Annotated in this window: 11 protein-coding genes and 2 tRNA genes; 8 read left to right on the plus strand and 5 right to left on the minus strand. The window is 40.3% G+C overall.

Annotated features, from left to right (window positions below):
* Positions 1-139 precede the first annotated feature (139 nt).
* Positions 140-1,339, plus strand: coding sequence for a DNA cytosine methyltransferase (locus tag AC2D3N_RS02050; protein ID WP_484692618.1), 1,200 nt, complete (start codon positions 140-142; stop codon positions 1,337-1,339).
* On the opposite strand, the gene AC2D3N_RS02055 is transcribed toward AC2D3N_RS02050, so the two are convergent.
* The 3 genes from AC2D3N_RS02055 to AC2D3N_RS02065 form a co-directional block, all read right to left on the minus strand.
* Entirely contained in the window at positions 1,293-2,036 is a 744-nt protein-coding gene (locus tag AC2D3N_RS02055) for a restriction endonuclease (protein WP_484692619.1), read from the minus strand. The genes AC2D3N_RS02050 and AC2D3N_RS02055 overlap by 47 nt on opposite strands.
* Positions 2,033-2,281 (minus strand): helix-turn-helix domain-containing protein, encoded by a 249-nt coding sequence (locus tag AC2D3N_RS02060; RefSeq protein ID WP_484692620.1) that lies wholly within the window; start codon positions 2,279-2,281, stop codon positions 2,033-2,035. The genes AC2D3N_RS02055 and AC2D3N_RS02060 overlap by 4 nt, the downstream gene beginning before the upstream one ends.
* 222 nt (positions 2,282-2,503) lie before the next feature.
* Positions 2,504-3,841, minus strand: coding sequence for a dihydroorotase (locus tag AC2D3N_RS02065; protein ID WP_484692621.1), 1,338 nt, complete (start codon positions 3,839-3,841; stop codon positions 2,504-2,506).
* Positions 3,842-3,970: 129 nt separating this feature from the next.
* Here AC2D3N_RS02065 and lepB point away from each other — a divergent pair, with 129 nt between their 5' ends.
* From lepB to AC2D3N_RS02080, 3 genes are all read left to right on the plus strand, one after another.
* A complete protein-coding gene (lepB, locus tag AC2D3N_RS02070) occupies positions 3,971-4,573 on the plus strand; it encodes a signal peptidase I (RefSeq protein ID WP_079679672.1) in 603 nt (200 codons plus the stop codon).
* 112 nt (positions 4,574-4,685) lie between these two features.
* Positions 4,686-4,769 (plus strand) — tRNA-Leu (locus AC2D3N_RS02075).
* Between the two features lie 57 nt (positions 4,770-4,826).
* Positions 4,827-5,600, plus strand: a complete 774-nt coding sequence (locus tag AC2D3N_RS02080) for a TrmH family RNA methyltransferase (protein WP_079679673.1) — start codon at positions 4,827-4,829, stop codon at positions 5,598-5,600.
* Positions 5,601-5,606: 6 nt separating this feature from the next.
* On the opposite strand, the gene AC2D3N_RS02085 is transcribed toward AC2D3N_RS02080, so the two are convergent.
* The gene (locus tag AC2D3N_RS02085) at positions 5,607-5,873 is read right to left on the minus strand and encodes a hypothetical protein (protein WP_079679674.1); all 267 of its coding nucleotides are present in this window, start codon (positions 5,871-5,873) and stop codon (positions 5,607-5,609) included.
* Positions 5,874-6,206: 333 nt separating this feature from the next.
* Between AC2D3N_RS02085 and AC2D3N_RS02090 the strand changes: the two genes are divergently transcribed.
* From AC2D3N_RS02090 to AC2D3N_RS02100, 3 genes are all read left to right on the plus strand, one after another.
* Positions 6,207-6,596, plus strand: a complete 390-nt coding sequence (locus AC2D3N_RS02090; RefSeq protein WP_484692622.1) for a hypothetical protein — start codon at positions 6,207-6,209, stop codon at positions 6,594-6,596.
* Positions 6,597-6,752: 156 nt separating this feature from the next.
* On the plus strand, positions 6,753-11,597 hold the full coding sequence (locus AC2D3N_RS02095) for a PAS domain S-box protein (protein WP_484692623.1): 4,845 nt from the start codon (positions 6,753-6,755) through the stop codon (positions 11,595-11,597).
* On the plus strand, positions 11,594-13,384 hold the full coding sequence (locus AC2D3N_RS02100) for a putative bifunctional diguanylate cyclase/phosphodiesterase (RefSeq protein ID WP_484692624.1): 1,791 nt from the start codon (positions 11,594-11,596) through the stop codon (positions 13,382-13,384). Before AC2D3N_RS02095 ends, AC2D3N_RS02100 begins: the two co-directional genes overlap by 4 nt.
* 79 nt (positions 13,385-13,463) lie before the next feature.
* Here AC2D3N_RS02100 and folB read toward each other — a convergent pair whose 3' ends face one another.
* Positions 13,464-13,814, minus strand: coding sequence for a dihydroneopterin aldolase (gene folB, locus AC2D3N_RS02105; protein ID WP_026794359.1), 351 nt, complete (start codon positions 13,812-13,814; stop codon positions 13,464-13,466).
* A 55-nt stretch (positions 13,815-13,869) separates the two neighbouring features.
* Between folB and AC2D3N_RS02110 the strand changes: the two genes are divergently transcribed.
* Positions 13,870-13,942: transfer RNA gene (locus AC2D3N_RS02110), tRNA-Arg, on the plus strand.
* Positions 13,943-14,070 lie beyond the last annotated feature (128 nt).

Raw genomic sequence — 14,070 nt, forward strand, 5'->3', positions numbered from 1 at the left:
GTGTTAGGACATCTTTGACAATTTTTGGAAATTAACTTATAATTACTATTTAATATATTTTTTTGTCTTAAATAAAAAAATATATTTTAGGCGATTTTTAAAAATTTTGTCTAAAATTCAACATTTGTAGGTATTCGGTATGGATTTACAGTTATCTTTATTTTCGGCTGGGCAAATAGAATCCACTGCAAAAAAAACAAAACAAGCAAAATTAGGTCGCTATCAGAAACTTCAACGCGAACTGTTAACAAATCAGCGTGATCCCAATCAAGTCTTTATTGATATTGACAATCAGCCCTTATCCTCATTTAACTATAACTTTATCGATCTTTTTTGTGGTGCGGGGGGATTCACTCAAGGTTTAGTTCAAGCTAAATTTAATCCTGTAGTCAGTGTTGAAATTAATCCCATTGCCTCAGCTACACATCAAAAAAATTTTCCTAATTGTAATTATTTTTGTGGTGATATTCATGAATTTAACTCAATAAAATGGTTAGAAAAATTGCATTTCCCTCCGATTCATCTTATTGTGGGTGGCCCTCCCTGTCAAGGATTTTCTGTTGCAGGAAAACGGAACCCCGATGATCCCAGAAATAACTTATTTAAAGAGTTTATTCGTGTTGTGTCAGAAATTCTGCCTTGGTATGTTGTCATGGAAAATGTACCCGGTATTTTAACAATGAAAAATGGGGAAATTAAACAAGAAATATTTGAACAATTTCAATCCATTGGTTACTCGGATATTTCAGTTGTTATTCTTGAATCTGCTACCTATGGAGTGCCTCAAATTCGACCTAGAGCGATATTTATTGCCAATAGATTTGGACTCCAAAACCCTTATCCCAAACCTCAACTTCAACCGGAACAATATCAACCCATTGAATCGGCTATTTCCGATCTTCCTGAATATACACCCATTCCTGAAATTAATCATGAATGGACTCGTCATTCCCCTGAATATATGCAGCGAATTGCACAAGTTCCCGCCGGAGGTTCTCTATATGAAACCTATCTTGATGCGTTCAAACGTCAATATCCGGGTAAACCTAGTATGACGATTAAAGAAAATCACGGCGGAACCCATATTCACCCCTATCTTAATCGAGTAATTTCTGCCCGTGAAATGGCTAGATTACAGTCATTTCCTGATGCTTTTATCTTTGAAGGAACGATGAAAAAAGCCATGTGGCAAATTGGAAATGCAGTTCCTCCCCGTTTAGCAGAATGTATTGGATATGCTCTGATTCCCTATTTAGACAGTATTAGTTTAGGGAAAGAGAAAGATTTATCAACTATTCCAAAAACTTCTGAGATTCAACTTGCTTTAGAGTTGCATTAAGAGCAGTTCGCCAAGCCTCAAAATTATACCATCCACAACCGACACATCCTTCCTCGGCTTCCGAACCCGATTGAGGAATATGATTAGGCCATATTTCATTTTCTGCATACCAAAATTTGATTCCTAATGGTGTTCCTCGGTTTCCTGTTTTAATACAATTCTCGCAACTTCTCGACTTTAAAAGATTATGATTTCCAGAATCATCTTTTTTGAGGAGTTGAAATTTCTTTCTAATTTCAGCTTCACTCATATTAACATCATGATTCGGTTCACTTTGACCCCACCGTCCCATTGGAAAACGATGATCAATCACTAACTCATGATCCTTCCGTTTCCGATTTTCAATCACATCTGTATGACTGTAAATTTCTAAAATTCTTTTCACTAATTTAGGAGGAATATTAGCAGAAGCATTCGCTTCCCTAGTTTCTCCTGTCCATCGATCCCAAGTGGTAATTTTTTGGCAAACTTGACATAATTCTCGCTTAGTTTCAATCACTAACCCTGGACGACCGCTTCTATTTCCTCGTTCTAAACCTTGAATTCCGCCACCTCCAGCGTATTGATTAGAAGCAACTTTTTTCCCTTCACAGTTGCGACAATGCCACTTTTGATCAGATAATAAATCGAAAACTTTATACTGTGATGTACCTGATTTAAGTTTGGATTTTAAACTTTCTGCTGATTCTGGGTTCACTCCACATTCCTTATCTCTGTTTCTAAGTTCTCAAGCAGTTCTGAAACAGTAATATTCAAACCACTAGCAAGAGAAACTAGAACCGTCAAAGAAGGGTTTCTTACACCCCGTTCTAGTCCAGATATATAGGTTCGATCTAGGTGAGAACGTAACCCTAACTCCTCTTGAGAAATTCTAATAGACATTCGATATTGTCTAATCAAAATTCCTAAAGCCTTTAAAACTTGTGTTTTAGACTGTTCCATGAAATTATGATCCCCTTTCATAGACAATCAGTCTACGGACGATCAGTCACATGGGAATCAGAATTTCGTTCTCATAACCAGTCAACGTCAGTAAAATCTGTATTTTTTTCTATTATTATTTAAAATGCACACGCCCTACAATTTAAACGAAGGGTGTGCTTTTTTATTGGGATAATAATATATTCCCAATAAAAAAGCCCTAAAGGGCTTACTACAGTTTTTTTAAGAAGCATCAAACCTTAACGCCTGACCGCGAACTTCTGAATTAACTTTTCCATTTCCATAAACCACTTTTCCCCCAACTAGGGTATATTCTGGCCATCCAGTTAACTCCCATCCTTCAAAGGAACTCCAACCACATTTACTTAACACTTCCTCCCGTAATACCGGACGATAATTGTTTAAATCTACTAACACTAAATCCGCATCATAACCCACTTCTATTTTCCCTTTATTGGGAATTTTATAGGCTTTTGCCACGGCGGTAGACATCCAATTTGATACCTGTTGAACCGTACATTTTCCGGCGATCGCTTGTGTTAACATTAAGGGTAAAGAAGTCTCAACTCCTGGCATTCCCGAGGGTGTATTCGGATAGCCTTTCGCCTTTTCTTCTAAGGTATGGGGGGCGTGATCGGTAGCGATAAAATCAATTACTCCATCTAATAATGCTTGCCATAATATCTGATTATCTTGGGGCGATCGCAAGGGGGGATTCATTTGGGCTAAGGTGCCAATTTTATCATAATCTGTTATATTTAATAACAAATGCTGAGGTGTGACTTCTGCTGTTACCCAGTCTGGTTTTTCTTGACGTAATAACTCCGCTTCTTCCCCCGTTGACAGATGCAGAATATGTAACCGTCGTTGATATTTTTTAGAAAGTTTTAACGCGAGTTGAGTGGCTTCTAATGCCGCTTGATTATCTTGAATGGTAGAATGAATTGCCGGATCTGTGATTCCCGCAAATTCTTGACGACGTTGATTAATTCGAGCTTGATTTTCCGCATGAACCGCAATTAACCGATCGCCTTTCGCAAAAATACTTTCTAATATTTCTTCTTGATCAATTAATAAATCCCCGTGCATTGACCCCATAAAAATTTTAATTCCCGGGGTGGGATTAGCTTCTAATAAATCTGGTAAATTTTCCGCCGTCGCCCCAATAAAAAAGCCATAATTAACAATACATTTTTCCGCCGCCCGTCTTAATTTATCATCTAAAAGGGCTTGGGTGGTGGTTAAGGGGCGGGTATTGGGCATTTCTAAAAAAGAAGTCACTCCCCCTTTGGCACAGGCACAACTGGCCGTATATAAATCTTCTTTATATTCTAAACCCGGTTCTCTAAAATGCACCTGGGGATCAATCACACCTGGCAATAAAGTCAACCCTTGGGCATCAATAATTTCCCAGTCATCTTCCCCTAGGGTATGATGATCAATTTCTGGAGCTATCTCAACAATTTTACCATGAATAATAGCAACATCTCCAAGTAAAAAATCACCATTGGGTAACAAAATTCGGGCTTGATTAATTAATACACTATAAAATTCAGACATAATTACCTTGATCTAATCTGCTATAAAACTATTTAACCGCAAATTTGTCACCGCAGGGAACTATCAACCCCCAATTGTAGACAAATTTGATATGATGAATGTAGTTTTTTGTTCTGTGACCACCCGCTTATGAGCAGCCTACCCAATCAAGAACCAGATCCCGTTAAATCTTCCTCTCAACCGGAAGAAAACCCCTGGGTAGAAATCCTGAAAACCATTAGTTTGAGCATCTTTTTAGCCCTGGGGATTCGGACATTCGTTGCCGAAGCCCGCTATATTCCCTCTGGGTCAATGTTACCGACTTTAGAAATTAATGATCGATTGATTATTGATAAGGTCGGCTATAAGTTGGTTAGCCCCCATCGGGGGGATGTCGTGGTCTTTAACCCCACAGATGAACTGAAAAAACAATATAAGGACGCCTTCATCAAACGAATTATCGGTTTACCTGGTGAAACGGTAGAGGTGAAAAACGGTTCCGTATTTATCAATGGTCAACCTCTCCCAGAAAAGTATATTGCCGAACGACCCGAATATAACTGGGGGCCGGGAACAGTTCCCGAAGGCCAGTATTTAGTTTTGGGAGATAACCGCAACAATAGCTACGATAGCCACTATTGGGGTTTTGTCCCCCGGGAGAATATTATTGGTCGGGCAACGGTGCGGTTTTGGCCCCCTGACCGGATGGGTGGACTCGGCGATCCTGATTATCCCCTAAATGAACGGCAATAGCCACAATTTTTGGCCTTTTCCTCCAGTGTTGCCCGTCAAATTCTCAATCCTGGGGGATTGACAAGTTTTAGAATCTATGGCAGGATTAATAATTGTGCAATTAAATAAAAAAGCGGAACTGGCGGAATTGGTAGACGCGCTAGATTCAGGTTCTAGTGTTTGCAAAGACTTCCGGGTTCAAGTCCCGGGTTCCGCATTGAACGGTTAGGGGTGTGATTTTCGCGCCCCTATTGTTGTTTATCCATCAGGTCTTATGTTAACGAGTCTGCAAAATCCATTGGTAAAGCAAATTCGCAAACTGCATCAAGCCAAGGGACGTAAAGAACACCAGTTATTTTTAATCGAAGGAACCCACTTAGTAGAAGCCGCCTGTGAGGTAGGTTATCCCCTAACCACGGTGTGTTATACCTCCTCCTGGCAAGGGCGTCATCAACCGCTGCTTGAACGTTTAAGCCAAGATACCCCCCGATGCGAATGGGTGAGTCCTGAAGTATTGGAGGCAATGGCGACAACCGTTCATCCCGATGGCGTGATTGCCCTCGCACCTCGAATTCCTTCTAAACCCCAAACCCTTCAAGGTTTAGGCATTGCTTTAGAAACCCTGCAAGACCCAGGTAACTTGGGAACCATTATTCGGACAGCTGCGGCCACGGGGGTAGAGGGGTTGTGGTTGAGTGCCGATAGTGTCGATTTAGACCACCCGAAAGTATTAAGGGCTTCTGCGGGGGCTTGGTTTCGTTTAAATAAAACCGTTAGCCCTAACTTAGCCAGGGATATCAGCCATTTTCAGCAACAAGGATTACAAATTGTAGCGACAGTTCCCCAGGCTTCGATGTCCTATTGGCAATTAGATCTGACCCGGCCAACTCTCCTGGTATTTGGGAATGAAGGGGCTGGACTTTCTCCCGATATTCAAGCCCTAGCAGACCATCAGGTTCAAATTCCATTACAGGGAGGGGTGGAATCCCTGAATGTGGGGATTTCCGTCGCCCTGATGCTCTATGAAGCCCAACGCCAAACTATTTAGAACAAGTCATTCTGGGGACTCGTCCGAAGTTGCAATATGTTGATCATGTAGATATTGTTCAATATCCGAGATCGCAGCTTCCAAATCCGATAAGCTAATGGCTTCGCGGACTTTGGGGGGAGGGGGAACGGAGACCTTTTGTTCTGGAGGTGCAGGCTGTGGGTTAGGAGTCACTGCCTCCGACTCTTGGAATGCGCGTAATAATTCTTGATCAAAAGACTCAATAAATTTTTCGGCGGCACTACGACGAAGATCCTGGGGTTTTTGATTCATGACGGGGTGACTCCTGAAACGGTGAATCTTTGCTGCTACAAAAAACAACCCGATTAACTCAGATTCCGAAAGATACAACGGTCGGGGAACAGCAAGGCTAGGGAAATAGGAACAAGCATATTGCCTAAAACTAACCTAGCACGTTTATCAGGGCAAATTCATTTTGTGGGTATTTCAAGATGATACCGATATCCAATTGGGGGTAAGGGCGAGGGGAAAAATCCTCGATTTCTTAACAATTGAGCTTTTTGTTGTCCGTGTTACTCTGATGTCTGTTGGATTAGAATGTTGATCTGAACCCGTGATATTCAATTTGGATGGAGCCGTTTATTCATGGATGAGAAAACTCCGGCAATTATTAGACCGAAACCGGTGGCGGAGATTCGACTCACACCCGCCGGAAGTGAAAAGTCAGTCCGCCGCGCTAATTCGCCATCTGATCGGGATAAACCTTCGTTTAGTAGGCCCCGTCGCCCCGATGTGACCCCGCCTAAACCTTGGGTTGAACTCGAAGAAGCTCAAAATCAAGGGGGTGAAGTGTTTCATTTGGGGGATTTGATTGAGGTGAGAGCGCCTTGGGGAGACGTGGCGATCGCAGAAATTCAAAATTTCTATGAAGTTTCTCCGGGAAGCCTATGGGCCTGTTTTGTCCCCACCGAAGAACGGGAGGACTGGACATGGAAAGGCGGCTCAATTCGGGCAGAACTCTTAAGAAAAGCCTAGAATCAGTTATCGGTTATCAGTCAACAGTTATCAGTTCCAGAGTCGATCACTGATACCTGATGACTGGCACAGATGCGCCAATAGCAGAAGCAGCAACATTGCCACCCTCACCGCACGTCCAACTGATAACTGATAACCGATGACTGATAACCGATTATGGATGCTACTGAATATCAAGCACTTAATATCTTAATTATTGACGATTCTCCGATTAACCTGAAATATTTGGGGAAACTTCTAACGTTGCAGGGGTATCAAGTTCAATTGGCGAATTCTGGGGAATTGGGATTAAAGATGGCTGTAGAGACTTTGCCCAATTTAATCATATTGGATATTATGATGCCGGGTTTGGATGGGTATGAAGTCTGTCAACGCTTGAAAGCGGATATGACTACTCAGCATATTCCCGTTATTTTTGTGAGTGTAATTGAGGAAGTATCGGAAAAAGTAAAAGCGTTTCAAAGGGGGGCGGCGGACTATATCACCAAACCGTTACAAAAAGATGAAGTTCTAGCTCGAATTCACCATCAACTAACAATCCAAGGTTTACATCATCAATTCAAAATTCAAAATCTTCAACTGAAAGCTGAAATAGAAGCTCGTCAACAACGGTCAGAAAAATTTTCTAAAGTTTTTTTAAACAGTCCGAATCCAATTACCTTAAGAACATACAAAGAGGGATGTTTTTTAGATGTTAACCCTAGTTTTCTCAAGACCTTTGGCTATCAAGAATCTGAAGTGATTGGTAAACGAGCGATAGACTTAAATTTGTGGCTGAATCCTCAAGATGAACAGGAGTTAATCCAAAAAATTCAACAGGGAAAACCCATTCATAATCAGGTCGTTGGGCAACGAACCAAAACCGGGGAAATTAAACAATTATTATTGTCAGAAGAACTGATTGTTTTAGAAACAAAAACTTATATTTTATCAATTTTTAATGATATCAGCGAAAAGAAAATATCGCAAAAAGACAAGAAAAAAATTGAAGAAGCATTAATCAAAAGTGAAAATAAATATCGGAATTTAGTTGAAACGTCTCAGGATATTATTTGGTCAGTGAATTTACAAGGATATTATACCTTTGTGAGTCCGGCGGTGAAAACAATTATGGGATATGAACCGGAAGAAGTGATCGGGAAACTATTTTCCTATTTTGTCCCCCTGGATCAAGTCTCTTATGTTCAAAAGATATTTCAACCTATTTTAGCAGGTCAATCCTTAGTTAGAAATCATGTGATTAGTATATCTAAAGAGGGAAAATGGGTGCATTTATTAGTGAATGCTTTTCCTGTTTATAGTTCCGAGGGAGATTTAATTGGGATCAGAGGTACAGCATCGGATATTACGGAACACAAAACAACGGAACGAGCTTTACAACTAATTGTAGAAGGAACGGCTGCAAAAACAGGTCAAGAATTTTTTCGTTCCTGTGTTTACTATTTAGCTGAAGTTTTACAAGTGAATTATGCTGGCGTTTTTAAACTTTTAAAATCATCCCCGCCCCAATTAACTACCTTGGCGTTTTGGAATGGAAAAAACTGGCAAGATCATAGGGTTTATGAATTATCGGGAACCCCTTGTGATCAGGTGATTAAAATGGCTCAACCCTGTCATTTTAGTGAAAATGTCCAGATTTTATTTCCGAATGATCCAGAGTTAGCTGAATTACAAGCTCAAAGCTATTGGGGAATTCCTTTATTTGATTCTAATCGAGACGTGATTGGGATATTAGTAATAATAGATACCCAAAATAAACAACTGAATCTGAGTCAAGAATCCATTTTAAAAATTTTTGCAGAGCGGGCAGGTGCCGAACTAGAGAGGCAATTAGCAGAGGAATTACTGCAATATCGATCCCGCATGGATAACCTGCTGACCCATATTTCTCGGCTATTTATTAATGATACTATAGAAAATGCCATTCGTTATACCCTGCAAGAAGTTTGTCAGTTCCTTGACTGTGATTGGGCATTTATTTTTAATTCTAACTCTGAATTTGTGCCTTGGAAAATCACGGCCCAATGGTGGCAAACGGAACAACAAAGTGAACAGAATTATTGTCCAGTTTTATCCGGTCAAACTATTCCAGCTATTCATCAAAAATTACAACTGAAAAAAACTGAAATTCTAGCAATTTCCGATCTGGATCAGTTTCCCGATTTACTTTCCCAGGATCAAAGAACTCTAAGGCGTCTCAATTGTCAATCCCTGATTTTCATTCCCTTAATTAAAGGTGGAAAAGCTAAGGGATTTATGGGGATTATGAACTTCCATCGATGTACTGAATGGACATTAGAAATCCAGAATTGGTTGAAACTGGTGGGGGAATTAATTGCCATTCGTCAAACCACGGAAGAAACCCAACAGGCATTAGAACGGAGTAAAACCCGCTATCAAAATTTAGCGGATAATATACCCGGGATGATTTATCAATTTGTCTTACATCCTGACGGTTCTATGAGTTTACCCTATGCCAGTTCAGGATGTTGGGATTTATATGGTTTATCTCCCGCCCAGGCGATGATTAATGTGCATCAATTATTTGAAAAAGTTCATCCTGAAGATTTTCAAGGAGTGTTCAATTCCATCTGTGATTCGGCTGAAAGTTTAAAGCCATGGAGTTATACCTGGCGGATTATTAATCAGGATGGTCAAATTAAATGGTTGCAGGGAAATGCCCGTCCTGAATCTCAACCAGATGGCAGCGTTTTATGGGATGGTTTAATTATTGATATTACCCAAACTAAACAGGCAGAAACCATACTGCGGGAAACAGCCCAGCGTCAACAAACCCAAGCGCGAATTATTGGTCGAATGCGTCAAACTCTGGATGCGGAGACAATTTTTGCCACGGCGACTCAGGAACTCCGTTATGAACTAAATAGTGATCGTGTGGGAATTTATCAGTTTAATTCCGATGGTCAAGGTCAATTTGTGGCAGAATCCTTGACATCAGGTTATCAACCCTTAATCTATCAATCGATTCAAGACTTACACTTTGATCCGAGCAGTTTTGAACCGGAAAATTGCGTTTTATCGAGTTTAAATCAGGAAGATAAAATTCAAGATACCTATCTTCGAGATATTCAAGAAGGAGTGCATCGTGATGGCTTGAGTTATTTGTGTATTTCTGATATTTACCAAGCTGGATTTCCCGATTGTTATTTACATTTATTGGAACAGATGCAGGTTAAAGCCTATTTAATTGTCCCGATTTTTTGTCAAATGGTGTCACCCACGGTGGACGTTACACTCGAAAGTTCTACCACGGTTCGGGCTAAGTTAAAATTATGGGGACTGTTAGCGGTCTATCAACATTCAAGTCCACGTCAGTGGCAAGCATCAGAAATTAATTTAGTGGTACAAATTGGTGCCCAATTGGGAGTGGCATTGCAACAAGTGGCTTTATTAACCCATACTCAACAACAATCAGAAGAACTTTCTCAAGCTAAGGAAGCTGCCGATGCTGCGAACCGGGCTAAAAGTGAATTTTTAGCAAATATGAGTCATGAATTACGCACTCCTCTGAATGCAATTTTGGGATTTACACAACTGATGAATCTTGATTCTAGCCTAGGTTCTGAACAACAAGAACAGATTGGGATTATTCATCGGAGTGGTAAACATTTATTAGCCTTAATTAATGATATTCTGGAGATGTCTAAGCTAGAAGCCGACCAGATCAGCTTAAATCCGACTCGCTTTGATTTATTTCAAGGGTTAGATTATATTCAAGATTTACTCAAAACAAAAATTAAAGCATTAGGATTAGGATTTGAATTAGAACGGGCTGAAAATCTTCCTCAATGGATTATTACCGATGAAAATAAACTCAGACAAATTCTGTTGAATTGTTTGGGACATTTGATGAGTTGGACAGAATCGGGGACGCTTCGATTTCGAGTTAAACCCTTATTCCCCCCTTGGGAATCCTCGGGTTTGGAGTCCAATTATTCTACCCAAAATATTCGACTGGAATTTGAAATTGAAACCACTGTATCAAATAGACAATCCTGGGAAGTTCAGGATTTATTTAAACCCTTTACATCGATTCAACGCAGTCTCACCTTCCACCATACAGAACAATTAAGTTTACCCATTAGCCAACAATTTCTGCACCTGATGGAAGGAACAATTATGATAGAACATTCCTCAAATCAGGGGATAAAATTAAAGTTGGTAATTCCTGTCCAACTCCCCGAAATTTCACCGCAATCTCCGGTATTTTCCTCGGGAAAAATTATAGGTCTATCCCCGAATCAACTCAACTATCGTCTGTTGGTGGCTGAGGATCAAATTTCCACGGCTGCCCATCTGACTGAATTTTTGGAACAGATGGGTTTTACCGTCCAGGAAGCAGAAAACGGGGATCAAGCTTTGACCCTTTGGCGGGTGTGGAAACCTCACTTAATTTTGATCAAAATGCGGATGCCGATTTTGAATGGTTATGAGGCGATTCAAAAAATTCGTCAGGAGGAATTTCCCTGGGAAATTCCCGTGGAGGGGTCGATCAATTCTGACGCCGAATTCGAGGGTGTCAACCCCCATCAAACGATTATTCTAGGGATGATTCCATCGGGGTCGGAGACGGATAAACAGTTGGCTTTATCGGTGGGTTGTGATGACTTTTTATATACTCCTTTTCCAGAGGATGAACTTTTAGACAAAATAGGTGAATATTTAAAGGTGCAGTATCAATATGCGCCCCCATTTTTATCTCAATCATCGGGATTACTTACCCAGTCCGATAGTGCTACTATGACTCAACCTCCGGTTTCTGCCACTCCCTCACAGATGATGCCGCTCGAATGGGTGGAACAACTCTATCATGCGGCGGCTCAATGTAGCGATCGCTTACTACTCCAGTTAATTAGTCAAATCCCTCCTGAATATGAAGCAACGGCTGAATATTTGAACCATTTAGTGGATAATTTTCGCTTTGATCAAGTGATGGAATGGGCAAAAAAACCTGAAGATTCTGCGAAAAACATACAATGATTGAGAACCAAACTGAGATTTATAAAGGCAATATTTTGATTATCGACGATAATCCTGAAAATTTGCGTTTACTATCGAGAATGTTGATCCGCCGCGGCTATGAAGTCCGTCAAGCTTTAAATGGAATCATTGCCTTGAGGGCGATTGAAATTCAACTACCTGATATTGTTTTATTAGATATTATGATGCCCCAGATGGATGGGTATGAGGTGTGTAAACAGATTAAAAATAATCCTGAAACCGCCGATATTCCAGTGATTTTTTTAAGTGCTTTAGATGAAGTTCAAAATAAAATTAAAGGCTTTGCGGCTGGGGGGGCTGATTATATTACTAAACCGTTTCAATTTGATGAGGTTTTAGTCCGGGTTCAAAATCAATTATCGTTACAATTTGCCCGCCAAAGAATTGTAAAATTGAACACAGAATTAGAACGACGGGTGAAAGAACGTACCCAAGAACTGGAAGATGTTCATGCTCAATTACTGAAAAAAGCTCTTTATGATGAGTTGACGACCCTGCCCAATCGAGTCTTATTTATTCAACATTTGGAATCGACTATTAAACAATTACAAGATCATCCCAATCATCTCTTTGCGGTGTTATTTTTGGATTGCGATCGGTTTAAAGTGATTAATGATTCTTTGGGACATTCCGTTGGGGATCAATTATTAGTTGCTATTGCCCAACGGTTAAAATCTACCCTATCCCATACTGATATTTTATCCCGGTTTGGGGGAGATGAATTTGCGATTTTATTAACGGATTTAACCGAACCTGAAATCCCTATTCAAACGGCGGAGAAAATTATTGCTATTTTGGCGGAACCCTTTTCTATTCTATCCTATCCAATTTATATTAATGCCAGTATTGGAGTGGCTTATAGTCAACCGGAATATACCCGACCGGAACAAATTTTACGCGATGTGGATACGGCGATGTATCGGGCAAAATCCCGAGGTATTTCCTGTTATCAAGTTTTTGATCCTAGTATGTATAAAAATGCCCTATCTTTTTTACAGCTTGATGCGGATTTACGCACGGCAATCAAAGAACAACAACTGGGAGTCAATTATCAGCCGATTATTGCGTTGAAAACTGGTAAAATTGTGGGATTTGAAGCCTTGGTTTGTTGGGAGCACCCCCAACGGGGTTTAATCTCTCCTAATGAGTTTATTCCTGTAGCTGAAGAAACGGGTTTAATTACGGAAATTGGTAATTTTGTTTTGCGACAAGCTGGAGAACAGATCTATCATTGGCAACAACGATTTTCGGAAATTCCCTTAACTATTAGTATTAATCTCACCCCTCGACAATTTAGCCAAAACAACTTAATTTCTCAACTGGATCAAATTGTTGAACAAACCCATCTGAATTATAACTGTTTAAAATTGGAAATCAAAGAAAGTGCCATTATGAATAATGTTAAAACCGCACAAATTATATTAAATCAGTTACGACAACGGGAAATTCAAATCAGTTTAGATGATTTTGGCACGGGATATTCTTCTTTGAGTTATCTGCATTCATTTCCCGTTGATACCTTGAAAATTGACCGTTCTTTTATTGGGGAATTAGACGAAGATCCTCAACAATTTGGCCTGGTTCCCGTGATTATTAATATTGCTCAAAAAATGGGGATGAATGTGATTGCAGAAGGCATAGAAACCGCCCAACAACTAAAAAAATTAAGACAGTTAAATTGTGATTTTGGCCAGGGGTATTTCTTCTGCGCCCCACTCAACCCGGAACAAGCTGTGAAGCTACTCCGATCATCGCCCCAATGGTAATCGGTGATCAGTAAACTGATGACTAATAACTGATGACTAATAACTGATGACTAATAACTGATGACTGATAACTGATCACTTAACGGGTGATATCAATTTGGATTTTGCCACTAAAATCAGGAATGGGGGGGGCGGGTTTGGTTAACTGTACCCGCACTTTTTCCACTCGGGGTTGTTGTAATAGGGTGTCGGTAATTTCCGTGGCTAATCTTTCCAAAAGGGCGAACTTACTGGTTTTAATCACGTTCTCAACGGTTTTGATGGTCTGGCGGTAGTCGAGGGTATCGGCGATCGCATCACTACTCCCCACGGGTCTTAGATCTAACCACAGGGTGATATCGGCTTCAAACCATTGTCCCAAAACCTGTTCCTCGGGTAAATATCCGGTGTAGCCGTAGCTGCGAATCCCTGAAATGTGGATTGAGTCCATAATTCCCAAAATAAAATGATATTTTCTCAAGAATATGCTACATTAATAAAAGTGTGGGTATGTAGCTCAGTGGATAGAGCATCAGGTTCCGGTCCTGAGGGTCGGGGGTTCGAGTCCCTCCATACTCGTTTTTTTTGTTGCCACAACCTAACTACCGTCAGGATTCGAGTGACTTTAATCCTTGATTTTGATTTGTGCCTGTGTTGAACAATTAGTCAAGCGTATGCCCATGTCAACCCTATAAATATTGTATCTC

Source organism: Planktothrix sp. PLAVEN19ND (assembly GCF_057220675.1).

What these genes read in the sequence shown, in the direction of transcription:
- AC2D3N_RS02090 (WP_484692622.1), top strand. Translation starts at nt 6,207, where the DNA reads ATGGATGAGAAAACTCCGGCAATTATTAGACCGAAACCGGTGGCGGAG.
- folB (WP_026794359.1), bottom strand. Translation starts at nt 13,814, where the DNA reads ATGGACTCAATCCACATTTCAGGGATTCGCAGCTACGGCTACACCGGA.
- AC2D3N_RS02060 (WP_484692620.1), bottom strand. Translation starts at nt 2,281, where the DNA reads ATGGAACAGTCTAAAACACAAGTTTTAAAGGCTTTAGGAATTTTGATT.
- lepB (WP_079679672.1), top strand. Translation starts at nt 3,971, where the DNA reads ATGAGCAGCCTACCCAATCAAGAACCAGATCCCGTTAAATCTTCCTCT.
- AC2D3N_RS02095 (WP_484692623.1), top strand. Translation starts at nt 6,753, where the DNA reads ATGGATGCTACTGAATATCAAGCACTTAATATCTTAATTATTGACGAT.
- AC2D3N_RS02050 (WP_484692618.1), top strand. Translation starts at nt 140, where the DNA reads ATGGATTTACAGTTATCTTTATTTTCGGCTGGGCAAATAGAATCCACT.
- AC2D3N_RS02065 (WP_484692621.1), bottom strand. Translation starts at nt 3,841, where the DNA reads ATGTCTGAATTTTATAGTGTATTAATTAATCAAGCCCGAATTTTGTTA.
- AC2D3N_RS02100 (WP_484692624.1), top strand. Translation starts at nt 11,594, where the DNA reads ATGATTGAGAACCAAACTGAGATTTATAAAGGCAATATTTTGATTATC.
- AC2D3N_RS02080 (WP_079679673.1), top strand. Translation starts at nt 4,827, where the DNA reads ATGTTAACGAGTCTGCAAAATCCATTGGTAAAGCAAATTCGCAAACTG.
- AC2D3N_RS02085 (WP_079679674.1), bottom strand. Translation starts at nt 5,873, where the DNA reads ATGAATCAAAAACCCCAGGATCTTCGTCGTAGTGCCGCCGAAAAATTT.